At 34.7% G+C, this 23,827-nt stretch carries 29 protein-coding genes; 8 read left to right on the top strand and 21 right to left on the bottom strand.

Going from position 1 to position 23,827, the window contains the following annotated elements; genetic code table 11:
- Window positions 1-13: 13 nt before the first annotated feature.
- The 11 genes from ACHRV3_RS12475 to ACHRV3_RS12425 form a co-directional block, all read right to left on the bottom strand.
- Entirely contained in the window at window positions 14-415 is a 402-nt protein-coding gene (locus ACHRV3_RS12475; RefSeq protein WP_395434911.1) for a hypothetical protein, read from the bottom strand.
- Window positions 416-429: 14 nt separating this feature from the next.
- Window positions 430-1,488, bottom strand: coding sequence for a type I restriction endonuclease (locus tag ACHRV3_RS12470; RefSeq protein ID WP_395434910.1), 1,059 nt, complete (start codon window positions 1,486-1,488; stop codon window positions 430-432).
- Window positions 1,489-1,683: 195 nt separating this feature from the next.
- Window positions 1,684-2,583: a hypothetical protein gene (locus ACHRV3_RS12465; protein WP_395434909.1), complete on the bottom strand. Its 900-nt coding sequence runs from the start codon at window positions 2,581-2,583 to the stop codon at window positions 1,684-1,686.
- A 4-nt stretch (window positions 2,584-2,587) separates the two neighbouring features.
- A complete protein-coding gene (locus ACHRV3_RS12460; protein ID WP_395434908.1) occupies window positions 2,588-3,856 on the bottom strand; it encodes an ABC transporter permease in 1,269 nt (422 codons plus the stop codon).
- Window positions 3,857-3,859: 3 nt separating this feature from the next.
- Window positions 3,860-4,255, bottom strand: coding sequence for a hypothetical protein (locus ACHRV3_RS12455; RefSeq protein WP_230001764.1), 396 nt, complete (start codon window positions 4,253-4,255; stop codon window positions 3,860-3,862).
- 12 nt (window positions 4,256-4,267) lie between these two features.
- Window positions 4,268-4,597, bottom strand: coding sequence for an excalibur calcium-binding domain-containing protein (locus ACHRV3_RS12450; RefSeq protein WP_117610309.1), 330 nt, complete (start codon window positions 4,595-4,597; stop codon window positions 4,268-4,270).
- 2 nt (window positions 4,598-4,599) lie between these two features.
- Entirely contained in the window at window positions 4,600-4,830 is a 231-nt protein-coding gene (locus ACHRV3_RS12445; protein WP_395434907.1) for a DUF4236 domain-containing protein, read from the bottom strand.
- Window positions 4,831-4,836: 6 nt separating this feature from the next.
- Entirely contained in the window at window positions 4,837-5,043 is a 207-nt protein-coding gene (locus ACHRV3_RS12440; protein WP_395434905.1) for a hypothetical protein, read from the bottom strand.
- 165 nt (window positions 5,044-5,208) lie between these two features.
- A complete protein-coding gene (locus ACHRV3_RS12435; RefSeq protein ID WP_230001766.1) occupies window positions 5,209-5,874 on the bottom strand; it encodes a response regulator in 666 nt (221 codons plus the stop codon).
- 7 nt (window positions 5,875-5,881) lie between these two features.
- On the bottom strand, window positions 5,882-7,582 hold the full coding sequence (locus ACHRV3_RS12430) for an ATP-binding protein (RefSeq protein WP_395434904.1): 1,701 nt from the start codon (window positions 7,580-7,582) through the stop codon (window positions 5,882-5,884).
- A gap of 55 nt (window positions 7,583-7,637) precedes the next feature.
- Window positions 7,638-7,826, bottom strand: coding sequence for a hypothetical protein (locus tag ACHRV3_RS12425; protein WP_395434903.1), 189 nt, complete (start codon window positions 7,824-7,826; stop codon window positions 7,638-7,640).
- Window positions 7,827-8,138: 312 nt separating this feature from the next.
- Between ACHRV3_RS12425 and ACHRV3_RS12420 the strand changes: the two genes are divergently transcribed.
- Entirely contained in the window at window positions 8,139-9,086 is a 948-nt protein-coding gene (locus tag ACHRV3_RS12420; RefSeq protein ID WP_395434902.1) for a hypothetical protein, read from the top strand.
- A gap of 80 nt (window positions 9,087-9,166) precedes the next feature.
- Here ACHRV3_RS12420 and ACHRV3_RS12415 read toward each other — a convergent pair whose 3' ends face one another.
- Window positions 9,167-9,436 carry a hypothetical protein gene (locus ACHRV3_RS12415; RefSeq protein WP_047776456.1) on the bottom strand — a complete coding sequence of 90 codons (270 nt, stop codon included), beginning with the start codon at window positions 9,434-9,436 and terminating at the stop codon, window positions 9,167-9,169.
- A 138-nt stretch (window positions 9,437-9,574) separates the two neighbouring features.
- A complete protein-coding gene (locus ACHRV3_RS12410; RefSeq protein ID WP_230001771.1) occupies window positions 9,575-9,769 on the bottom strand; it encodes a hypothetical protein in 195 nt (64 codons plus the stop codon).
- A gap of 487 nt (window positions 9,770-10,256) precedes the next feature.
- Here ACHRV3_RS12410 and ACHRV3_RS12405 point away from each other — a divergent pair, with 487 nt between their 5' ends.
- Both ACHRV3_RS12405 and ACHRV3_RS12400 read left to right on the top strand, forming a co-directional pair.
- Window positions 10,257-11,093 carry a sulfite exporter TauE/SafE family protein gene (locus ACHRV3_RS12405; protein WP_395434901.1) on the top strand — a complete coding sequence of 279 codons (837 nt, stop codon included), beginning with the start codon at window positions 10,257-10,259 and terminating at the stop codon, window positions 11,091-11,093.
- A 4-nt stretch (window positions 11,094-11,097) separates the two neighbouring features.
- A complete protein-coding gene (locus tag ACHRV3_RS12400; protein WP_047776596.1) occupies window positions 11,098-11,487 on the top strand; it encodes a DUF1634 domain-containing protein in 390 nt (129 codons plus the stop codon).
- A gap of 215 nt (window positions 11,488-11,702) precedes the next feature.
- On the opposite strand, the gene ACHRV3_RS12395 is transcribed toward ACHRV3_RS12400, so the two are convergent.
- Both ACHRV3_RS12395 and ACHRV3_RS12390 read right to left on the bottom strand, forming a co-directional pair.
- A complete protein-coding gene (locus ACHRV3_RS12395; RefSeq protein ID WP_395434900.1) occupies window positions 11,703-12,983 on the bottom strand; it encodes an acetyl-CoA C-acetyltransferase in 1,281 nt (426 codons plus the stop codon).
- A 107-nt stretch (window positions 12,984-13,090) separates the two neighbouring features.
- The gene (locus tag ACHRV3_RS12390; protein ID WP_305070177.1) at window positions 13,091-13,456 is read right to left on the bottom strand and encodes a helix-turn-helix domain-containing protein; all 366 of its coding nucleotides are present in this window, start codon (window positions 13,454-13,456) and stop codon (window positions 13,091-13,093) included.
- A gap of 81 nt (window positions 13,457-13,537) precedes the next feature.
- Here ACHRV3_RS12390 and ACHRV3_RS12385 point away from each other — a divergent pair, with 81 nt between their 5' ends.
- Window positions 13,538-14,416, top strand: coding sequence for an NAD(P)H-binding protein (locus ACHRV3_RS12385; RefSeq protein ID WP_395434899.1), 879 nt, complete (start codon window positions 13,538-13,540; stop codon window positions 14,414-14,416).
- A gap of 75 nt (window positions 14,417-14,491) precedes the next feature.
- On the opposite strand, the gene ACHRV3_RS12380 is transcribed toward ACHRV3_RS12385, so the two are convergent.
- The 4 genes from ACHRV3_RS12380 to ACHRV3_RS12365 all read right to left on the bottom strand — a co-directional run bounded on the left by ACHRV3_RS12380 (window position 14,492) and on the right by ACHRV3_RS12365 (window position 19,350).
- Window positions 14,492-16,840, bottom strand: coding sequence for a mechanosensitive ion channel domain-containing protein (locus ACHRV3_RS12380; protein ID WP_395434898.1), 2,349 nt, complete (start codon window positions 16,838-16,840; stop codon window positions 14,492-14,494).
- Between the two features lie 317 nt (window positions 16,841-17,157).
- On the bottom strand, window positions 17,158-17,571 hold the full coding sequence (locus ACHRV3_RS12375) for a DUF5367 family protein (protein ID WP_395434897.1): 414 nt from the start codon (window positions 17,569-17,571) through the stop codon (window positions 17,158-17,160).
- Entirely contained in the window at window positions 17,564-18,400 is an 837-nt protein-coding gene (locus ACHRV3_RS12370; protein WP_395434896.1) for an NmrA family transcriptional regulator, read from the bottom strand. Before ACHRV3_RS12370 ends, ACHRV3_RS12375 begins: the two co-directional genes overlap by 8 nt.
- A 71-nt stretch (window positions 18,401-18,471) precedes the next feature.
- A complete protein-coding gene (locus ACHRV3_RS12365) occupies window positions 18,472-19,350 on the bottom strand; it encodes a helix-turn-helix domain-containing protein (RefSeq protein WP_395434895.1) in 879 nt (292 codons plus the stop codon).
- 651 nt (window positions 19,351-20,001) lie between these two features.
- Here ACHRV3_RS12365 and ACHRV3_RS12360 point away from each other — a divergent pair.
- Window positions 20,002-20,241 carry a hypothetical protein gene (locus ACHRV3_RS12360; protein WP_047776469.1) on the top strand — a complete coding sequence of 80 codons (240 nt, stop codon included), beginning with the start codon at window positions 20,002-20,004 and terminating at the stop codon, window positions 20,239-20,241.
- A gap of 82 nt (window positions 20,242-20,323) precedes the next feature.
- Here ACHRV3_RS12360 and ACHRV3_RS12355 read toward each other — a convergent pair whose 3' ends face one another.
- Window positions 20,324-21,046, bottom strand: coding sequence for an AAA family ATPase (locus tag ACHRV3_RS12355; RefSeq protein WP_395434893.1), 723 nt, complete (start codon window positions 21,044-21,046; stop codon window positions 20,324-20,326).
- 655 nt (window positions 21,047-21,701) lie between these two features.
- On the opposite strand from ACHRV3_RS12355, the gene ACHRV3_RS12350 reads away from it, so the two are divergent.
- A complete protein-coding gene (locus tag ACHRV3_RS12350; protein ID WP_395434892.1) occupies window positions 21,702-22,181 on the top strand; it encodes a TlpA family protein disulfide reductase in 480 nt (159 codons plus the stop codon).
- Window positions 22,182-22,184: 3 nt separating this feature from the next.
- The gene (locus tag ACHRV3_RS12345) at window positions 22,185-22,793 is read left to right on the top strand and encodes a thioredoxin family protein (protein WP_047776475.1); all 609 of its coding nucleotides are present in this window, start codon (window positions 22,185-22,187) and stop codon (window positions 22,791-22,793) included.
- A gap of 98 nt (window positions 22,794-22,891) precedes the next feature.
- Here the strand turns inward: ACHRV3_RS12345 and ACHRV3_RS12340 are convergent, their stop codons facing one another.
- A complete protein-coding gene (locus tag ACHRV3_RS12340; RefSeq protein ID WP_395434891.1) occupies window positions 22,892-23,134 on the bottom strand; it encodes a hypothetical protein in 243 nt (80 codons plus the stop codon).
- Window positions 23,135-23,479: 345 nt separating this feature from the next.
- Here ACHRV3_RS12340 and ACHRV3_RS12335 point away from each other — a divergent pair, with 345 nt between their 5' ends.
- Window positions 23,480-23,824 carry a hypothetical protein gene (locus ACHRV3_RS12335; protein ID WP_047776477.1) on the top strand — a complete coding sequence of 115 codons (345 nt, stop codon included), beginning with the start codon at window positions 23,480-23,482 and terminating at the stop codon, window positions 23,822-23,824.
- Window positions 23,825-23,827 lie beyond the last annotated feature (3 nt).

Here is a 23,827-nt window from a genome sequence, read left to right as displayed (position 1 = left end):
TGGGGTTAGGGTTTTAATCGACTATTAATAGGTATTCATTTTTTTGATTGTCAGTTGCTTTTAGTTTTCCACGGGAAATCCACTCTGTTTTAATTTCAATATCTGCGATGGTATCAAAAAGGAGTATTCCGGCTCCGTATTTTCCTTGAACATTAATATTCCCATGTACGGAATCTCCTTTCGAATTTACCCCATTTACATCATAGTTATACTCGTAATGAGTCGGCGTACCCGTTCGGTATTTGTACTGATGTCTGGTATTTACCTGATAGGTTTTTGCTTCTTCGGGCGTAATAGTTTTTCGATCATCGGCTGTAACGACTTCTTGGTAGAAGGAATTTATTTTTTGTGGGGGAGTGGCTTTTTTGCAACTGACTAGTGTTGATAGCAATACTAAGAGTATATTTTTAATCATAGTTATACCTGAATTTAAGCCAGTTCGTAACTCTCAATAGTTTCTAACAGTTCTTTTTCAAATAAATATACATCATCTATAGTTTGTATGGGTTGACGAATTTCGCTTTTATTGTCATTAAAAAGACTGATGTATTTTTTACCTCCGTTAAGATGCAATCTGCAAATCGGTTTACGGTTATTATCATCAAGCAGTACTCCAAAATAGGATTGCGTATCACGATAGACAATGCGGTTTGTGGGAAGTTTTCGTCTCAATATGGCCACAACAATTCTGTAACCTTCCAGTTCTTCCTCGCTGGTAATAATTTTGGTATCTTCGGGAATGACAATCTCTTCGGATTCTTCTTTTTGCTTTTGGTTTTCTTTATTAATTGCTGCGTTTAGACGGTCGTTTATCTTTTCGCTGATAAATTGATTAAAACCTTTTTGAACAAGATCTTTAAATTCATCCACTACTTTTTCGGTTAATCTTCCGGCATATACTTTATTAGCAAATAGTTTTACAAATTCATTGGAAGGGTTTTGTAATTCATTGTCGATTTGTTTTTTGATTTCGGTGGTGTATTTAAGTAAACTGGCATTGTTTACGATTTTATTCACATCAAAATTGGACTTGTGAAATTTAATGATCTCGTTTATTACATTTTCTTTTAAACTTGTGATATCAAATTCCAGAAATGGTTTTTCATCCATTTTATTTTTTTCATCCAAATCGGTAAAAAACTGATAGGTAATTCCATTCGTTAAAAGGGCAAATCGTGTTTTAGTAACATGAAAATAACGGAATAACTGAGAATTATGAATCGTTAGTTTTTCTTTCCAGCTCTTGCATTCGATGATAAGAATGGGAGCACCATCCTGAAAAATCGCATAATCTACTTTTTCTCCCTTTTTCAAGCCCAGATCGGCAGTAAATTCAGGAACAACTTCTGTCGGATTAAAAGTGTCATAACCCAATATGTTTATAAAAGGTAAAACAAAAGCATGTTTGGTTGACTCTTCTGTTTCAATTTTATCTTTTAGCAGTATAATTTTATCTGCCAATGCTTTAAGTTGAATGTTAATTTCCATAATTGTGTAGTTTAGTAATACTTTGATTGTTTATTCAAATGTAAACCCAATAAAAATCAGTAGTTTATGGAAAACCGTAAACTGAAATTTTTTATGTTTTTATCTGAAGGGAAGTGTTATAAAACAAAAAGAGGATCGATAAAATCCTCTTTGCGAAACGAATTAATAATTTTCTTTTAGTTGGAAGTAAAAAGATTACTGCTTTTCAAGTATGAAATCTTTGATGATTTTTTCCATGTTAGATGGTAAATCGGCATTTTTAATTTCAAAACGTTTTACTTTCATTTCAGTAAACCATTTGGTCCAATAGGCTTTTATGACTTTTTCTTCGTAAGGATTCGCGCGACTGGGATTAATTCCTAAAACCAAAACTTCCAAATTTGACAGGTCATCATTGGCTTTGATAAAACCAAAATCGCCATTTTGTACTTTTTCCTCCCAGTCTTTTGTGTTCAGACTATTTTTTTTGATTAGTTCCGGTGTAATAAAAGAAGTTCGATTGCCTTCTTTCATTTTAGTACTTTCATAATACATATAACCATCGGTTAATATCACCAGTATATTACGGTCTCCATTTTCAATACACTGATCTTTCACTTTGGAATCAAAAAAACTCCATATATCCGAGCCAATAAAATTGTTGTCTTTTATGGCCGAATTATAAATTTTTGAGGTTTGTAAAGCGTAATTTGAGTTTATTGAATTCAATAACTCCTTTGAAGCATTATTTTTATCAATCGTAATTCTCAACTTTTGAGAAATTGAATTAATGCCCGGATCTTGAGGCTCGGGATTAAAAAACAATTGCATTTTGTCCTTAATCTGTCTTATTCTTTTGGATTTTAAATGTTGGGTAAAAGCTTCTGAAACCCATTTTATATATCCCAAATCTCTTTGATAGTATTCCATTGTTGGATTTGGATTCTTCTGAAGACTAATTCTGTCAGACAAGTCCAAAAGTATACTAATGTTATAATTTTCTGCGACTGTGTTTTTAGATAGTATTTCTTCATGAGTTGTATCAGAATCCTGTTTGCACGAAAATGCAGAAACCAATACTAGTAACAGGACGAATGTTTTTATAAGGTTGTTCATAGAATTAGTTTTTAGAATAGACCAAATGTTGAAAGTCAGGATCTACTAGGTTTAATTTACTAAGATGTTCTTCGGAATGAAGTTCACAGTTTTCCAGCAGTTCTGTTTTTTCTTTATGAGCCAAAGCGATTTCGGTATTTATTGCTTGAAACCACCCTTCTTTGTACTGATGATGGTAGTGCAGGTATTCTTTGACAGGGAATACAAATCCATCGATTTTAGACTGTAGTTCTGAGATTTTCCCGGTTATGGCAATTAGTTGTTGTTTGAAATCATTTGTTTTATTGATGTAGTCTGTTTTTAGTTTTTCTAAATCAATAAGTTTTTCCTTTTTACCTCTTACGAAAGCTCTGATTTTATCGATGTTTTCAAACTCCTTCATGACAAAATCAAAAACAAGTCCCCAGATAATGTACACTACAAATCCGGCGAATATGATCATCCAGAATTCGGCTTCTCCCAATGCAATATTTAGATTGTAAGGAGCAGAATCGGTTGTTTTATTAAATTCGTAAATCTTTTTCTCGATTTGGTAAGCCAATAAGGCATCAAATAAAAAGGTGGTAAGGAATAAAGCAATCATCCTGAAGGTATTTTTAATGCCTTTTCCTTTTTGTACCATATGAATTACATAACCTAACCCCATAAAAACAAATGGGATGGTAACAACCAAAACGCCTTCTAACCAGCTTGCTTTAAAGGAATTGGTCAAGGCATCGGCATCAAAAATGGCGGCAGTTAAACTATCATTTGAAAATTCTTTAAAAAAGGCAGAATAAGAAGCAGAAATGTAAAAAACCAGTACATAAAGTGTAATAGGCATGAGCAAAAATAATCCGATGTAAAACTGGGCTTTCAAGCCCTTTCCATCCTCAATACCGTATTTATCAGGATTGCGTTTTACTTCGATAATTTCATTTTTTATTTGATCAACAGTAGCATCGATATCTAATTCTTTTTTTTCATAAATGCCAATTGCCGCCTCGCATTTTTTAAGTTCCGTTCTGTTTTTCTCCTGTTCTTCGCGATAAGGCTGTTTTAGTTTATCCTGTTCGAGTTTTTGTTTCCGGCATTGATCTTCAAAACTCATATAAAGATTTTGTAAACATGCTTTTAGAACGATTGGTTTGCCAGTCGCTTTTATAGATGCTGCAAACCCGCTTTGATAATACGTAATTCTGATTTGTTCTCTGTCTTCTTCGTTTTCATCAATAGTTTCGACTGAAGAATCTTCCGTTTTTTTTATGCTGAACAGTTGGGTAAGTGATTTCATGATCTAAGTGTTTAATTGACTAATGATTTCTTCTTTTTGAATGTTTTTCTGAACGCAATCAATAAGGTAACTAGAGAGTTCCTCAATGTTTTCGTCCAGAAAATGAAATTTCCTGCAATACTTTTTCAGCATATTTAGTTCGTCATCGGTAACTTTTCCGTCAGCCCATATGATTCGTGCAAGATCATATAAGTACTCTATGCGTGTGTTTAGTGCCTCCGGTATAATTAGTTCGGAATTTATCGGGTTCAGGAAAAGTTTATCTAATTCCTCTCGTGGAATTCCTCGTTCATCAGCAAAATGATATAGCATTTGAAGTTCTAATACGTCAAATTGATCATCGGATAATGCCATTTGATACAATCTCAAAAAATGGCTTTTTAGTTCTAGTGTCATCATGTTTTGTACTGTTTATTTAGATAAGTTTTCGCAGGCAATTCCGTCTCCGTCCGCATCGAGATTCTTGTAACAGCTTTTATTACTATTAAAAGTTGCTTGTGCTTGTGCCTGAGTTGTAAAATCACCACAAGTTTTAGTTGGACAGTTGTTTTTTGCTGTTGTATCTGTTTTTTCTGATGAGGACGAATCTGAACATGCCATTGGCAATCCTAATAGCAATAGTGCTAAAAATAATATCAGACATCCGTTATTTTTATTCGAAAAAGATTTGGATCTGTTATTAGTATAATGTCCTTGAACATAAGTTCCATCTTTTTTAAAATATGCTTTTCTATATCCCATAGTTATAAATGTTTTAGTGTGTAAATTAAAAGTGTTGTAAATCCTGTAAAAGCAATAAGTACCATACAACCGCTATTTTGATATCTTAGCCCAGGTATTCCCGTCTTAACCGAATAGCTATTCTTGCTAAACGTCCCAATTTTTGTTCTTAAACTTGGAGAAATACCGGATTGACTTAGGTTTATGCCGAGCCCACCTCCGAGTTTTATTCTCTTTTGAAATCGAAATCCCATGGCAGTTTAATTGGTATGACAATCAGGACAGCAGGTTTTGCAGCCATTGGATTGAGGATAGGTTTTCTTTGCTTCGATAATGGCAGGTTTACAGGAAGCATATTCACCTAAGTATTTTCTATTGGCAGAAATTGGTAAATGGCTGCAATCGCTTGTATGGACTTCATGATCTTTACTTTCTTGTGCATTTTTGTTTACGTAATAAATTTTCATAATTTTTCAGGTTTAATTAATAGTTTGATTTTTTAATTATTCAAATGTAAACCCAATAGAAACCAGTATTTTATGGAAAACCGTAAACCATAAGAATTTAAAATCGAACCATAAAAAAAGCCCCCGAAGGAGCTTGATAAATGATGGTGCGGACTATTAAAAGACTTAAATAATCCCCATATCTTTGGCAATAGAAACCAGATGAATCGTATTATTAGCCTTAAAAAAGTCCTTTAGTTTTGAGATTCTTTTTTCGATGGTGCTTTTGCTGTTTGGCTTTATCCCCAATTCTTTAAAAGTTTCAGTAAAATCATCTTGTGGGGTTCCCAAAGACAAATGTTTTATGATTAACACATCAAAATCATCTATTTCGTAATTGTTATTTTCCTTAATTGCAGAAGCAATATCCGGCGAAATGTACTGTTGGTTGGACAGCACTAAATGAATTGCTTTCTTTAACTCTTCAATGCTATTTCTGCCTTTTAATACAAAACCATCGATTCCGGATTTATCAAAAAGTGATTTTATGCGATAGCCTTTGTCTTCGACAGAGTAGGCAATGATCTTAATGTGAGGTTGTAAATTGCGAACCTCCTGTATGAGTTCATCACCATTGGCAATTTTTACTTCGCGATGATCGGTTTTGAAAGACAAATCGCTAATTAGTAAATCATAAGGTTCGTTGTCCTGAACCGCTTTTCGTACTTTTAGAAAAGCATCATCACAATATTTAGCATGTTGATAATTGATAATGCCTAAATCATCAAGGGCTTGCTCTATTCCTAAATTGATGCTATCCAAATCCTCAGCAATTATTACTTTTTTAAACATATAAAGTTTATTTTGGCGTTGATATTTTAACTCTGAATCCATTGTCAGGTTCAGTGTCAAAAATAATAGTTCCTTTTATAGTCATAATACGGTTTTCCATATTCTGCAAACCATTTTTGATGATTTTTTCTTTTGTGCATCCTTTTCCCTTATCCACATAATCAATAAGCAGTGCTTTTGCGGTACTGTCAAATTTTACCATTACCACAGGGGCCTGACTGTGTTTTTTCATATTGACCATCAATTCCTGTAAAACGCGATAAATAGTAACTTTTTTAATTTCGTCAACCGCTTCCCAGTTTATTTTTTCGATATTGTTTACGATGACGTTTGTGGTACTGCTGTTATAAGTAGAGAGCATCTCTTTTAAGGTTACCGAATAATTTGCACCTGTGTCGATATCATTATTTTCTCTCGAAATCCCTCTCACACGGGCATAAATATCGTCTAATTTTTGAAGTAGATTTTCTTTGGTGTTTGCTGTAGCTAAAGGTTGTGTTTCTGCAAAAGTGATGGCATGAAAGACATCATTCGCTAATTCGTCATGGATTTTTTTCGAAATTCGTTTCTCTGTATCATAAGAAGTCTGAATTTTTTCTATTCTGTGTTTGTTCAGATAGTACCTTCTGTATACGATCACAAGTGGTATGAGAAGAGCAAAAATGATCAGGAGTACAAATTTTTGATATTCTGCTTTTTGTAAGGACACTAAATCCTCTGCTTTTTCTAAACGAAGTTTCTGGTTTTCGTCTTTTTCTTTTTTGGAATCGTATTTGATTTTGGCAAACTTATTTTTAAAGTTGTTTCGGATCTTGATGATACTATCGTTTAATGTAATATACTTTTGAGCATATTTTGTATCGGAGTCATTTGTTATTAGTAAGGATAAAGCTTTGAGACGCTCATCAATACTATTAAATTTTGTCGCTATCGCATAAGCACTTTGGGCATATTGATTAGATTTTTGACGATCAGTTTCAGCAAAATATTCCGCTAAATGAAGGTAACTTTCAATACTCCCATAAGAATCATCGATTTGTTTTCGGAGTTCCAGACTTTTATTCATTAGTTGAAGCCCTTTGTCATTGACTCCTTTTTTAAAATAGGCGTATCCCAGATTGTCAAGAACTCTGGCTTTTCCTTTTATAAATTTAGAATCTTCCAGGACTTTTGTGTCTAAGATGGATTCCAGTACAGTTATTGCGCGGTCGTATTTTTTCTGTTTAATGTAAACAACTGCAATATTGTTTAACGGGGCTTGCTGTATTACTTTTCCCGAAGCATTTTTTAAAGCTTCCTTATAATAATAAACAGCATCATCGTATAAAGAAAGTTCCTTATCAGCAATTCCGAAATAATTATTAATTGAAGCCGAATAATTATAGTCTTTTCTAATAAACGGTAAAGCCTCTGTCAATGTCTCTTTACTACCATAATAATCGCCGTTTATTTGTTGAATAGACGCCATCATAACAAGATTATAAGTAATATTAGAGCTGTCTTTTATGGACTCAAAAAGTATTTTTGATTTATTGAAGTAGTAAAATGCACTATTGAATTTTTTGTTATCAAGGTAATTCAGTGCTTTTTCCCGCAAAGAATGAGCTTCTTTTTTACGAGAGTCCGGTTGTATTGAAACGGTTGTTTTTTCTTTACAGGAAAGGAAAAGTATAAAAATAAATAAACAAAAAAACGGGGATCGTAGCATGAAAGTTACTTTCCCCGAATTTAGTAATTAATAGTAAACGAACTACTTTAACTTATTATTTTTTTGGTGGCTTGATTGGAATCGGCTCATCTCCGGGACCTTCATCAGTTGCTTGTGTTTCATATTTCAGACTTTCTTTTTTTAGATCTGTTTTTTTGTCGGCTGTTTCATAGTCGTCAGCTGTGCAAGAAAATAATGTAGTAGTCAATAGTGCAAATGTTCCCAAGTATATTAATTTTTTCATGATATTAAATTTTAAAAAATGACATGGGTATGGCCGTCCGGATTCTGTCCGGATCTTGTTAAAGCAATACCAATTGAGGTTGGGAAGTGGAGTGCGTAGAACAGTATGATTTTATTTATACTTCCCGGATAAAGTCCGTCTTACGGTTTTCCGCACTCTTTAATTGAACTAGTTTTGTACATTTGTTTTTGACCTGCAGATCAAATCGATAACTAATCTGAGGACAAAGGAATGGCAGTTTTACTTTTGAATTTATAGAAGATTCTTATATTTCCGATCATTCCAGTTTTTCTAATAATTCCGCAGAAACTTATGAGCAACATTACTATTGAAGATTATAAAAGAGCAATTAGAGCTAAGTATAAAATTGCTACTGCAGAGGATGTGTCCGGTATTTTGTCTAATCCAAAACCAGCTGAGATTAGAAATTTTTATTTTCGAATTTTTGAAAAAGGTGTGGGGAAAATTGATACGGAAATTATGGAAATATTTTTCGAAACCAGGGAAAGTTTTCCATTGAAAAGAGCCATTGAAAACTGTAACACTGGAAAGTTAAAGCCTATTATCTCTTTCTTGCAAGGTGGAAATACAGAGAATGGACCTAGAATAGAAATGGCAGCTATTTTAGTTGATTTTAAACCGCGTCCTTTCAGAAATTTTGAAGATAATAAAGGGATAAGTGAAGAAAATAAAACAATTGAAGATCTGAATGGATCAGAGCAATTTATTTTAGAAGTAGAAAAAGCGGAAGAAGTAGAAAAAGCGGAAGAAGCTGAAGATCAAAATGGAAAGCAAGTTTTATCCAAAGATAATTCAGTTAATACTGTACCATCTGGAAAAAGTATTAGAGAACGATTTAACAACAAAGTAAAATTGACGATAGCAGGAATTTTAATAGTTTTCTGTTTAGGGTTTTTAATAAGTTATTATTTATATCCTAAGAAGCAGTGCATGCAATGGACAGGAGATCATTATGAAAAAGTAGATTGCGTTCAGGAAGTAAAAAGTTTAGTAGGGTTTAATAGTATCAAATCTTTTGAAGAGCAGCAGTTTGAGCTAAAGAAAATTGAAGTTTGCGATACAACAACGTATCTTAAGAATGGCCAGCCGATTATCTGGTACGGAAAAATTAATAGTAAAGTTGATTTCTTTAATATAGACGGGTGGAACCCCATAAATGGTAAACAATTAAGACCAGTAACAGATCATATATTTAATAAATACAAAGAAGATTGTCAGTCCAAAAACAGAAAAAAATAGTTTGATGGACTTTGGTGAAACAAGGGCATAAAAAAAGCACTTCTTATTACGGAAGTGCTTTCTTTATTGGGGATGGCGGATTAATAATAATTTCCGGTAATGTCGGTACTCTTATTAAAATTCTCTGATTTTTTTTCCTTGATTTTTTTATAACAAGCAGATGTCAGCATTGGTATAGCCAGACCTGCAATAAAAGCCCCTGCTTTGTCATGTCCGGTTTTCTTTAAAGCTGCACCAACTAAAAGCGAACCTACTCCGGCACAAATCAATTGTTTGACAGAGATTTTCGATGTGTTATCTTCTAATAAAGGGGTATTTCCTGCTAGTAATGGATTAATGAAATTTGCCATATTCTGTTTTGTTTTTTTAATTAGACATTTTTAAAATCTGAAAATCAATTCAGATTCGGTTTTAAGCTATAAACCTGTAATTATAAAGGGGTATAGCTTTTTTATTAGTTCTTTTTAGTAAATCTTCTTTTTAGGATATTAATCTCTTGTGCGATCCGTATCCTTTTTTTGCCCGGATTCTTTCTCTTTGTCTTTAGAAAAATTTGGATGATCATTTATAAATTCTTCTACAGTCTGAGTATTACCATTATTTAGCTTCGATTTATGAAGATTTTCTACGGTGTCTTTTTCCGGACAATGATCGTTGTCAGGATCATAATTCTTTTCTACCATAACGCTTTTGATTTAAAAATTAACCTCAATAGGTTGTATGTATCAAAATTAAGGCCATAAACCGTTTTTACTTTATAGAATTTAGATTTCTAATTACATAATTTTCAGCGAAAAACGGTTACTGTTTTGGATATAACAGCTAAACCGGAAATTAGCGTAATACAATGACTGTAATAAGATGTTTTTGAAAAGGAATTGATAAAACGTAGACCCTTCTTTAGAGCAGCTGTAGTTGGATTGTTTTAAAACAGGATACAAATAATGCAATTTGAGATTTACGGTTATGACCTAAAAATACTCAGTGGTGTGTAAAAAGTAAACCATTTTTAAGGAATAGAATTTTTAAGGTCTTTTTAAGTTTAGTGTTAATTTATTGGTACTTAATGTTTTATGGTCTTAAAAGTGGTTTCTGTCTGTTTGTCATAAAATATAATATTCCAATAGCAGAATTGTATTTGTAAATTAGCTGTCAAATAAATAAATCCAAATGACAGTACTTACATTTACCCTGATTATGATTCTGGGTGCATTTTTAGCTGGTTTTATAGGTTCTTTATCGGGATTAGGCGGTGGGATCATTATCATACCCCTTTTGACGATTGTTCTTGGAGTCGATATTCATTATGCCATCGGTGCTGCTTTGGTTTCTGTAATTGCCACTTCATCGGGTTCGGCTGCTGCTTATGTAAAAGAAGGGATCACCAACATGCGTTTAGGGATTTTTCTTGAAATCGCAACCACAATCGGAGCGGTTTGTGGAGCATTACTCTCTACAATTGCGCCAACTTCTTTTATTGCAGTCTTATTTGGACTGACCTTAATTTTCTCTGCCATAAATTCATTAAGAAAAAAGACAGAACATATTGTTTTGGAATCAAGTCCATTAGCCAAAAAGTTAAAATTAGAAGGAAGCTATCCTACGCACAATGGAGAGTTGGTGACTTACGGAACAAAAAATGTATTGGGAGGATTCAGCATGATGGGAATCGCCGGAATGATGTCAGGGCTATTAGGAATTGGTTCAGGCGCCTTTAAAGTAATTGCAATGGACAATATCATGAGGGTTCCATTTAAAGTATCTACCACAACTAGCAATTTTATGATGGGCGTAACCGCAATGGCAAGTTCTGTTATTTACATTCAAAAAGGATATATCGAACCTGGAATCTGTATGCCAGTTGTTATAGGAGTACTGTTCGGAGCCATGGCGGGAGCTAAAATTCTGGTGAAAACAGATCCTAAAAAACTACGTATCTTTTTTGCTTGTCTTATTTTTGTACTGGCCTTAAACATGATCTACAGTGGACTTAATGGAAAAATCTAAGACTATGACACAGGAAAAATTTGGAGAAAAAGATTTTCAGACTATTATAGGTAATTTATTGCGTTATGGGGTTTGGACTTCGTTATCCGTAGCATTTATTGGAGGTATTGTATATCTGTTGCATCACGGCAACGAGCTTGAAGACTATTCTGTTTTTAAAGAAAATGACCGAAATATTTTCGAAGTAATTACCGCAGTATACCAAGGTGTAATTCAGGGAAGGGGAGAATCGATAATATTTCTGGGGATTGTATTGCTTTTCCTGACGCCGGTATTCAGGGTGTTATTGTCATTGTTTTCATTCTTTTTAGAGAAAGATTATTTATATGTTGTCATTACCACAATCGTTATTGGAATAATTGTACTGAGTATTTCATTTGGTTTCTCGCATTAAAGAGCTTCAGAGTTGCTGAGGTACTAAGGTAATGAGATAATGAGGTAATGAGATAATGAGATAATGAGGTAATGAGGTAATGAGGTAATGAGGCGTCAATAGCCTCCAGCTTCAGCTGGAGGTATAAAAGAAGGATATAAAAGGCTTTAGCCAAATCTCAGTACCTTAGTACCTTAGTACCTCAGAACCTTTTCAACTTTGAGCTAGAGCTAGAACTACTTCTCTAAAATCATTGTAATTCCTTGTCCGCCTGCGGCACAAATAGAAATGAACCCTCTTCCGGAGCCTTTTTCGTTTAGTAATTTGGTCATTACACCAATTATTCTTCCTCCCGTAGCTGCAAACGGGTGAGCGGCGGCCAGACTGCTTCCTTTTACATTAAGTTTGCTTCGGTCTATGGCACCTAGATGTTTTTTAAGACCAATTTCCTTGCTAAGTTCGGGGCTCTCCCAAATTTTGAGTGTGGCTAAAACCTGAGCAGCAAAAGCTTCGTGAATTTCATAATAATCAAAATCCTGCAAAGAAAGATTGGCTTTCTCCAACATTCGCGATGCAGCAAATAAAGGGGCTAACAATAAATTTTGTTGGTTTTTGACATATTCAATAGCAGCTACTTCTGCGTGGGTGATGTAAGCCAAAATCGGTAAGCCGTGTTCTTTTGCCCATTCTTCACTGGCCAAGAGTATACTCGAAGCACCATCAGTAAGCGGAGTAGAGTTACCTGCCGTAAGTGTTCCATTGATTTTATCAAAAGCAGGAGCTAATTTGGAGAGTTTTTCCAGTGTGCTGTCTTTTCTTAAATTATTGTCTCTGTCAAGTCCGTTAAAAGGACTAATCATATCAGCAAAAAAGCCTTCGTCATAAGCTTTTGCCATATTCAGATGACTTTGTAAGGCCAGTTTGTCCTGATCTTCTCTTGTGATTTGGTAATATTTAGCCGTAATTTCTGTGTGTCCACCCATAGAAAGTCCGGTTTGTGATTCTTCGTTTTTTGGTACTAAAGGCGTCAGATCCTTTGGTCGGATTTTCAGAAACAACTTGATTTTTTCCCCTAATGATTTTGCTTTTCTTGCCTGGAGCAATATTTTTCTGAGCTTTTCGCTCACCGCAATTGGCATGTCGCTGATCGAATCGACACCACAAGCAATTCCGGATTCTATTTGTCCAAGGGCAATTTTGTTGGCGATGTAGATGGCGCTTTCAATTCCTGTATCGCAAGCTTGTTGCAAATCACAGGCAGGTGTTGCAGGATCAAGAGCAGTCTTCATCACACACTCTCGTATTAGATTATTATCTGCTGTATGTTTGATTACAGCACCACCAACCACTTCTCCAAGCAATTGACCTTGCAGTTTGTATTTCTCGATAAGACCATCAAGTGTAGCCGTCATCATTTGTAAATTACTTACATCCGAATAGAAAGTATTGGCCCTGGCAAACGGAATTCTGTTATATCCAACAATGGCTACTTTTCTAATTTTATCCTGATTTTCCATAGTGATTGTATTAAGTTCTTATTGGGTAATAAAAGTACGACGATCTTGTTGTAAATCATAGGTAAGGTTTTGCAATTTAGTATTGAGATTTTTTTCAACGAATCTTATTACTTTTTATAAACCCCATCCTTTTCTTTAAAAGCCCATTCTGCCATGGCATGAATTACAGGAATCAAACCATTTCCGGCATTGCTTAATTTATAGGTTACAAACGGAGGTACAACCGGTTTGGCTTCTCTGATTACCAAACCATCGGCTTCCAGTTGTTTCAGGTGCTGAATAAGCATCTTTTCGGTTATGGCCGGGATGGCTCTTTTTAATTCGCTGTAGCGCTTATTACTGGTTGATAAATGGTAAAGGATTATGGGTTTCCAGTATCCGCCAATTTTTTCCATTACATAAGTCACAGGACAGGTGTCTAATGCGTATTGTTTGTTTTCCTGTATTGTTGAGGCTTCTTTGATTGCTGTCATGATACATACTTTAGGGTAAGTACTTGTATAAAAGTAAGTACAAATATACCTTTGTTTTTATAAATTTAAAACAAATTAAAGATGAAAATTATACTTTCAGGTTCTTTAGGAAACATAGGAAAGCCATTGGCAAACAAACTGGTAGCTGCCGGACATGATGTAACGGTTATCAGCAGTAATGCCGATAAAAAAGAAGCAATTGAAAAAATAGGGGCAAAAGCGGCTATTGGTTCGGTTAGTGATGCTACTTTTTTGGCTGATACTTTTATCGGAGCGGACGCTATTTTTGCAATGACACCACCCAATTTAGGAGGGAAAAATGTGATTTCTAATACCGTTGAGGCCGGAGAAGCTTTCGCGAAAGCAATACAAACCGCAAATATTAAGCGTGTAGTAATGCTTAGCAGTATCGGTGCAGATTTAGCAGGTGGAACAGGGCCAATTGCAGGACTTCATCATATAGAGGCAGTTTACAATAAATTAGAAAGTGCAGCAGTTACTTTTCTGCGTGCCGGATTTTTCTATACCAATTTGTACAATGATGTCCCGATGATTAAAGGTGCCGGAATTATGGGCGCTAATTATCCTGTTGGTATTAAAATGCCGTTAGTACATCCCGAAGACATTGCAACCGCAGTGGCGGAAGAGTTGTTAAAAGAAGTTACAGGTAAAAATATCCGTTATATCATTAGCGATGTACGAACTCCAGGTGAAATCGCAAAAGCAATAGGATTAGCCATTGACAAAACCGATTTACCTTGGGTTGAGTTTACGGATAAACAATCTTTGCAGGGGATGATACAGGCGGGATTGCCCGAAGAAATTGCCGGTTTGTATACCGAAATGGGTTCAGGTTTGCGAAGCGGTAAAATTACAGAAGATTTTATAAAAGGAAATTTCTCTGTGGATGGAAAAATCAAATTGGAGGATTTTGCAAAAGAATTTGCTGAGAAATTTTAAGTCCAATAGAATATAAATTAAAAGCCGTCAAATGGATACTTGACGGCTTTTGGTTTTTTTGAATCAGAACTGATTTTAGGCTGAAAAAGTCAGACCTTTTGCTTTAAAGTTACTAAACAATACCTGACGGGCATTGCTGACAGTTTCCTCGGTTTTGTAAATGCTGCACCAGAATTTAATCTGGATTTTAAATTTCCCTTCAGAAATGGCGGTGTAATAAATTTGCGAAGGTTTTGTGTCGTTAACCAAAGGAATCGTTTGCAGGGATTCGTTTATGATGCTATTAATGGCTTCTGGTGAACTATCTCCTGTAATTTCAATAGAAACCTCGACCAACTTAAAATTGTCCGTGTACGTCCAGTTGGTGATGTTTTGAGACAATAAGTTTCCGTTTGGAATAATGATCTCGGCTCCATTTGAGGCATTAATTTTTGTGGTACGCAATCCCATAGATTTTACGCGGCCTGATTCAGAGCTGATATCAACTACATCTCCAATCTGTATCGGTTTATCGAAGATCAGAATAATACCCGAAACGAAGTTACTAACGATGTTTTGCAATCCAAGTCCGACTCCTACACCTAAAGCACCTAAAAGAATGCTTAACTTGTCTAAAGGCATTCCTGAAGCTGCTACCGCCAGTAGATATCCCACAATTAAAACAACAAGTCGGGTGATCAGTAATCTGGAATGTTGCCTTTTGTTGATGTTTTCTTCGTTTTCATCATCAATCTCTCCAAAAAAGTAAGCGACGTATTTTTGCAGCAAATGTGCAACCCAGATAATGATAAAAAACAATAAAATGTTGCCTAAGGTAAAGGTAATGCTACCAATGGCATTAGGATGACTAAGCAGCGATCCGAACGAAGCCCGAAGTGATTCCCAGATATTCAAATTAGAAGCAATCACAACCAACCACATATAACTGATAATTATAATAAAGGGCTTTTTTAAAGTATCTGATAAACTTTCGTGATCGAAAATCTTCTCAATTCCACGCTTAACCCTGGTCGTGTAGATTTGTAGAATAATAACTTCTAAGATTATTTTCAAAAGAACACTTAGTGCGATAATTTGAGTAAGGGAAATAAAAGCCGTTAAACTTAGCATATTTGAAAGCGAAACACGTCCGAAAATATTGTAAAGTATCGATAAACCATTAAATCCAACAAAAAGAATACTGGCCCATTTAAAGAACCCTTTAATGTACAATTCGTCTTTCACACTTTTGATCTGAACCAGTCCATAGCGTATTCCACATAGGTTTATGATAATAAAGCAACAACGTTGCAATAACCCGACGCTGATAAATAAATCGAGGAAACAGAGGGCAAAAAACAGTCCCAAAAGAAAGGTCCAGTTTCTCATCGCATTTGTAGACCACTTATTTTTAAAGAGGATCGTAAGAATTCCGAGCAGAATAAGCTGAAGTATTTCAATAAATAAAGCCGGAGCATACAGATTGCTCACCACGGCAATGTTAAGGCCTATTACGGCTATAGGAATCAGAATGCCTCTGTTGAGGTATTTAAAATTAAAAAGAGACAAGTTCTCGGCATGACCGTTGCTTTTCAGGTATTTTATATTGCGAGAGATGTACCAACCCAATAAACCTATGAAAAAAGCTAAGGTAAATAAGCCACCGGCACAATAACCCAGATAGTAGATTGCGACATGTTCTTCGACAATTATTTTTGATTTGATGGTCTGGGCTACTTTCTTTTTGGGTACAGAATCGGTTACATTCCATAAAAAAGGATATTCTTTTTTAAGGATACTGATTCCGGTTTTTTCAAGTTTGCTTTCTACGGCGATAAGCGCATTAGAAACGGCAATTTTTCTTTGTACCGTCAGCCTTTTGTATTTGTTTAATACGCCTTGGTTTTTAGTCATCAGACTGTCGGTATTCTTGTATTTTTTTCTAAGATTGGCAAATTCATTCTTAAAATTTTTACGACGGATCGTATCTTTTAAAAGCCCTATTAATGTTTTGTCTTTACGCAATTCGATAAATCGGTCTTTGATTTTTTCAAGATTTTTATTGCGCAAGTTGATGGCGTCATTCTGTTCGTCCAATTGTTGTTGGATTTCTTTTAAAACAACCCGATACATTTGTTGGTTGCGTACATTTGGATTGGCGTCTTTGAGACTTTCTAAAATTAAATCCAGTTTGCTTTGGGTTCCTTTAATCTCTCCAAAAAGGTGATGACTGGCTCCGTCAAAATCGGCATCGTTGTATGCTGTTTCCATCACCGTGCTGGCTTTTTCAATTGCCATTAGATAATCGCTGTCGGTTGCGGTTTCTTCAAATAATTTAGAACGGCCTTCTGTTTTTTTAGCCGGAGTTTGCGAGTAGGTAAGTGTGGTAAAAAACAACAACGTCAATAAACTCAGAAAACGCGTAAAACTTCTTTTTTGCATCATAAAATTTGGGAATGAATTAAGGGCTCAAATTTAATTTTTTTTGAGGAACTTTCGTTAAAATCAGTTGCGATTTAAGAGAAAGTTTTGGTTAGAAAATTAAAATTTAAACGCCATAGCGGTTTTGAAATAAAAAGAGGCTTTTTTAGAGGTGTAAGACTTGCTTTTTTACTGAAATTATATTTTGTAGGAATTGAGTTAATTATATTGTAATTCAGTTTATTATGTTTCTTTATTTGAATTAATTGTTTGTACTTTTATACAGAAAACTCCAATTGTGATAAATTGGAGTTTTTGCCATTTTGTCATTAAATTTTGTGTTAAAAAGAGTGTTTTTTAGCTTTAATTTTTACCTTCCAATAACCATAAACGGTTATCGAATTTATGCAAGCCAATAGCCAAAGAATCGGACTTGTGAAAAAACTTTGATAGGTTCTTCCGTTTGGAATTTCGACCAAAGGAACCGTAATTAAAACATCCAATGATAATGCTGTGACGGACATAATTAAACCAAGAGTTAAACCGTGTATTTTTGAACTGTTTTTATAGTGAAAAGAAGCTCCGATTATAGCATATAAAACAATCAGCATCATTACTATTAGGGCTTGCAGGTTAAAGTAATCTTTCACTATCGGAATTAGGCCTAAAAGTGAAAAGGACAGACTAACACAAATCCACACAAAAATACCGGGCAGCAGAATTTTTGAATAAGCCATCATCGTGATTTTAGACATTTACAGCATTCCAAATTCCGGTTTTTGCGATCTCTTTTGCATAAGCACTGAAATCGGTGGCTTTGCGGTTCAGTACTTTTTCGATGTCGTTGGTGATGCTTGAATTTCTGCCGTCCAATACGTGTTCAAAAAGGTAGTTGATCAGCCAGATGTGGTCTTCCGGAACTTGATATTCCCGTAGTTGCTGCGTGTATTCTTCCAGAGTTAAAGATTGAAATTGAATGTCTCGGTCTGTTGCTTTGGCAATTTCTTTAACGGCTTCGGGGAAGGTTAACAATCTTGGTCCGGTAAGTTCATAGGTTTGACTGTTGTGTTTGTTATTTAAAAGACATGCTGTAACGACATCGGCAATATCATCAGCGTCGGTAAAAGGTTCGAGAGCCTCTGCTCGGGGTAAGGCGACAAAACCGGCTAAAATGGGCTCTAAAAAGAAGCTTTCGCTAAAGTTTTGATTGAACCAGCTCGCTCTTATAATAGTCCAGTTTTTTGCAGTAGATTGTACTATTTCTTCGCATACCTGTGCTTCTTTTTCGCCTCTTCCGGATAAGAGAACCATTTTTTCAACGCCAAATTTATTCGCAAGACGTGTAAATTCGGTGATAATTTCCGGAGCGGAGGGAACAGCCAGATCGGGTTGAAAAGTGATGTAAACCGAATGAACCCCTTCAACAACTGCTGGCCAGGTTTCAGGATTCTCCCAATCAAAAGGATGCTCCGCAGTACGCGATCCTATGATGATTTCTATATCGTTTAGGTGTTGTAAACGTTCTACAACTCTTCGTCCGGTTTTTCCGTTAGCACCAAGTACTAAAATTTTCTTTTTGCTCATATCAATATTTTTTAAGTGAATACTGATACAAAGGTGCCCGGTTTAAGGCTAAATCATTTGTTGCAAAAGAATTATAATTTGTTTGAAAAGTACTTTTGCTTTACATCATTCGGGCGGGTTGCAAATTTTTTATAAAAGGCATTCGAGAAAGAACTGATGCTTTCGTAACCCACTTCCCAAGCGGCTTCCTGAACCGTTTTGTCCTTGTTTTGTAACAGCTCATAAGCTTTGTTTAGTCGTTCTTCCTGAACAAATTTGAATACCGGAATGCCGAATATTTCCTTAAAGTTCTTTTTTAACTTGTTACTGTTAAGTCCAACCATTTTAGATAGTTGTGTTATAGAAGGAGGTTGAGAGTAATTGTGTGTAACGATTTCTTTTGCCTGAAAAATTTTGTCTTTGTCCTTATCCGAAAAGGCTTGTTTTTGATCACTTGCTAATAGTCCGAAAAAGTGCGCTAATAGTTCGTTGATCTGACTTTTCAGGAATAACAATCGGGTATTGTCGGTATAATTGGTATTGAAAATTTTCTGAACGGCCAGTTGCATGTCCAAGGTCATATAAAAAGACGGGCCTTTTACAAAATGCTCCTGAGGGTTGAGCAATTGAGGCAGGTATTTTTCAAAAACTTCTTTTTCTGCTTGTGGTAAAGAGGGCAGATTTTTTAGTTTAGTAAAGATGCTGATCGACTGTAAAGGTTTATCGGGTTCAATTTTATGCGCAAATTCTACTTTCTGATTTCCAAAAAAGCAAATGGCCAAACCCGTGGTGTTGGTTAAGTATTTCGTTTGATTGTTGTGTTTTATTTCCAGTTCAACATTGCCTGAACCATAAAAGGCAAATCCTACAGCGTCACCATCAATTTCACATTTCTGAACAAATGTTTTTGTTGCGTTGGATTGTTCAATCAAAACAATAAAGTCGTTTAATTCGATGATATCTGTTGTCATTGGTTTTTGCTTTAGAATTGGTTGGGGCAGGATGTCTTTTTCTGTTTTTTAATGAGTCAGTGTTATGAAATTTTGTTACGTCAAGATAGAAAAAGTTTTAGAATAAAGTGAATCAAGTTCAAAAGTTGTAGAATTTCTCTTTTGTTAGAAGTAGCAGATCTTATACTTTTTTTGCCATCGATTTTCAAAGGGGCATTTTCCAAATTTTCGCGTTGAGGGTCTCGCAAAGACACAAAGACGCCAAATTTTTCTTCTTATTTTTTAAGCTTTACTATTTTGTTTTCTAATTTCTCATTTTAGTTTTCTCGAAATGATAAGGGCTTTAAAGGTTTTTTTACTTCTTTATTAAAACTTTGCGATTTTGCGACTTTGCGAGATTTTACTTCCTCACAACTCTTAGAATTGATTCAATAAAAGCTCAAAATTAGTTCAAAGAGAAAGACTTTTTTAATTTTTATGTGTTTCAAAACCGTATTATCTAGGATGTTCATGTTTCATTTTATAGAATGAAACCTCTTTGCAAGTTATTGTTTAATACTTCTTGTTAATTTAGTAGGTATCAAAACAATAGTAACAATTGATTATTAAAAAGCGATTTCATTAAACAGCTGCTTATTTTTTTAATTTATTGTTTTATTTAAAAAGAGAAATATGTCCCTTCCCAACGAATTGTACAATACAAAATTTGCTGAATACATTGAATCGCTTAAGATTTTGTATTTGGTAGATGATAAATTTAAAACAATCTGTGATGAGTATTCGAAGAGCAGAATCAAAACAGAGAAGTACAGAAAGAAATTTGAAAAGGATTTTCGCAACCAGTTGGAGTTTGAAAACTTATCAAAAGAACTGGAAGAAGAGATATTGATTTATCTGATCCGGAAGGAATAAATAGCCCCTTGGACGCATTTTTTTAACACATAGACTCAGAGATAACAAAGTCTAAAACAGGGCTGGGTTTAGCTTAATGGTTCTAAACCCTGTCTTTTTTGTGAGCAAGCTCTAATGCTGCAATAATTTGCTTTTTCATCAGCGTATGAATGTAGTCTTTGGCCTCAGCATAAGAAATCTGATATTTTCGTGGAATATCCCGGAATTGAACGGGGAAAGTTTCTAAGATCGTATCGTAATAACGATCAAGTTCGTTTTCGTGAGGCATTTCAAATTTCAATTGCAACTGAAATCTTCTCAATAAAGCAGTGTCAATACTGTGGTAATGATTGGTGGCACAAATCAGTAAACTGTCTGCAGGAAAGTAATCAATTAACTGAATGATGGTATTTACGAGACGTCTCATTTCTCCGACGTCTTTGTCTTCGCTATCGCGACTTTTCCCGATTTGATCAAATTCGTCCAAAAACAGCACTGCTTTTTCGCGAATCGCCTTGTCAAATAAGGCTTTTACATTTTTGGATGTCTCGCCAATACGGGCATTTATTAGAGTACTAAGATTTAAAATAACAATGTTTTTTCCCAAAGCCGTCGCAATTGCTTTTGCAGTCGTGGTTTTACCGCAGCCCGAATGACCGTAAAGCAGTATTTTATGATCCACTTTAAGATTGTATTTTTTTAATTCCTCCAGATAGTGATGCTCTTTGATCGTCTGCGCTAAGGCAGCTTTATTCTCGGGGCTAAAAAAGAGATCTTTCAACGCAATTTTTTCAGTATCATTTACGATAAGCTCGGACAAATTCATTTGCAGTTTTTATTTGGTGCAAAAATAAAGCTTATTCTGTAATATAACAGCTTAAAATTTACTTGAGGTATATTTTGATGTCAAGATCGTAATAAGGCTTCTGTTGGGCTTAAAACACGGCATTTAAGAGTGATTAAGTAGTAGGGGTGATCTGTCGGGTGCGATTTTTTAACACATAGAGACATAGCTAACAAAGCCCAAAAAAAGACGTTTCACTTAACATAAATCACATAAGACTATGTGAAAAAAATTGTAATTTTCTTAAAACTCTGGAAAAAGAATAACTCTAAATCTATGTTTCTATGTGTTAAAAAAAAATATGATCAACGGGTTATTTCAAGATTATAATAAGGCTTCTGGCGGGCTCAAAATATTGCGTTTAGGAGTGATTTAGGTAGTGGGGATGATCTGTTGGGTGCGATTTTTTAACACATAGAGACATAGCTAACAAAGCCGCAAAAAAGACGTTTCACTTAAAATAAATTACATTAAGACTATGTGAAAAAAATGTAATTTTCTTAAAAACTCTGGGAAAAGAACAACTCTAAATCTATGTTTCTATGTGTTAAAAATTATGCTCAACAGGTTAGATATAATATTTATATTTGTTACAGAGAATCCAAATAGTATAAAAGAAACCCAATTAGGTATTTAGATGAAGAAAATAAGCATTTTTATAATTTTCGCTTTTTTACTGACGTATTCAGCAACGTTTTACGGTCAGCAAGTCAAACTCATTACGGTTGATCAGCTTCAGGAAAGAATCAAAAAAGGAAATGACAGTACCTATGTGGTGAATTTCTGGGCGACCTGGTGTGCACCCTGTATTAAAGAATTGCCGCATTTTGAAAAACTAAGTCAGGAGTATCAATCAGAAAAACTGGTTGTATTGTTGATTAGTGTGGATTTTAAATCGAAATTGAGTTCGGCAGTCATTCCTTTTGTAAAAAGAAAAAAGATGAAAAATGAGGTTTTTCTTCTCAACGAAAGCAATCCACAGGAATATATCGATCGTATAGAACCATCGTGGTCGGGGAGTATTCCGGCAACACTATTTATTAAGAAGGAGAAACGAAAATTCACTGAAAGTGAACTTACCTACGAACAATTATTAACCGAGTATAAAAAACTATAAATCATGAAAAAGTACATCACTATTATGTTGTTTTTGACTGCCTTTCTTTCTCAGGCGCAAAGCAAAACTTTAAAGGCCGGAGAGACGGCACCGGATTTTAAACTTAAAAATGTAGATAATAAAGACGTTTCTTTTGAAAGTTTTCCAAAAGCAAAAGGCTTTATTGTGGTTTTTACCTGCAATACCTGTCCGTACGCCAAAGCATATGAACAACGAATAATTGACCTGGACAAAAAATTTAAACCCGAAGGATATCCTGTAATTGCCATTAATCCAAATGATCCGGAAGCATCAAAAGCTGATACGTTTGATAAAATGCAGGATTTGGCTAAAGATAAAAAATACGCTTTCCCTTATTTATTTGATAAAGGACAGTTGGTAACCGATCAATATGGTGCCAAACATACACCACATCTTTTTGTAGTGTCTAAAAGCGCAAAGGGGACTTTCGTAGAATATACCGGTGCGATTGACAATGACCCTGAAGGGGACAAAGCAGAAAAAACAAAGTATGTCGAAGACGTAATTTCGGCCTTACAAAAGAATCAAAAGCCAACTATAACAGAAACGAAAGAAATTGGTTGTACCGTGAAAAGAAAAGCGAAAGCATAATTTGACTAATGCCTTTAAAATACCTTAAAAACGCCTCAATTTTTGAGGCGTTTTTTTATTTCACATTTTGTGTTTTTGGTCAGATCTTAAACACCCCCCTAGGAGTTGGTCTCTATAATGTTTTTTACGATACTGATGAAAGTGTCCGTATTTTCGATTTCCTGTTTGATGTAAGAGTCAAAATCCAATAAGTTGAACCGCTCTATCATATCCTTTTTAGTATATTTTATTATTGATTCGAGACTTCGGGTATCTGTTTCGTGCAGTCGGTTTAATTGACGCTGTTTGCTTTCCAGATATTTTAAAGATTCTTTTAATGTTTGAATGTTTATTTTTTCCACCTGTTACCTTGTTTAATGGCGAATAATCAGGAATGAGGTAAAGTTCAATAGCTCCAAAAAACGTATTATTCATTTGAATTCACCTCATTCAAGAGTATCCTTTCTTACAAATACGCTCAAATAGGTAATTTGGTTTTAGTAGAATTCTATTTTTTTTTCGAATAGGGTTCAAGTCCAAAAGTTTTGTGGAAGTAAAAATCTTGCCAATTCGCAAAACCGAAAAGTATTTTTCAAATATAAGATGAAAACACTCAAATATCGATTTAAATCTATTTTACTGAGGGTTTGGTTGTTATTTTAATCGCGTGTAGTTTTTATGGAGTACAAAAAATAAGGACAGTATATATGGAAGTATTTGAAATCATTTCGTTTGCACCATCAGAAGGCCCGATTGGGACAATAATTAGATTGGTGTCTTCCGATAATAAGAATGTTGAACCGGAGTCTTTAGTGTTGGAAGGTGTTGAGTTTGCCTGTAGTAACAATAGAAGATTAAATTCTGCTTTTACTACTTCCGGTGTAGTAAATGAATCCTATACTCATTTTTCAGTTAAAGTTCCCCCTGATGTTTCTGAGGGAGAATCGTATGTCATCATTTTCAGGTTTAAGAAAAAATCAGAATATGGAAGTAAAGTTTATTTTATTACCTATCCTTTTAACGATCTTTTCGTTGTTAAAGAAAAAGATTAAGGT

Source organism: Flavobacterium sp. FlaQc-49 (genome assembly GCF_044005985.1).
GTDB classification, from domain to species: domain Bacteria; phylum Bacteroidota; class Bacteroidia; order Flavobacteriales; family Flavobacteriaceae; genus Flavobacterium; species Flavobacterium cupriresistens.
The sequence above is the reverse complement of the archived record's forward strand: the minus strand, read 5'-3'. Positions and strand labels throughout refer to the sequence as shown.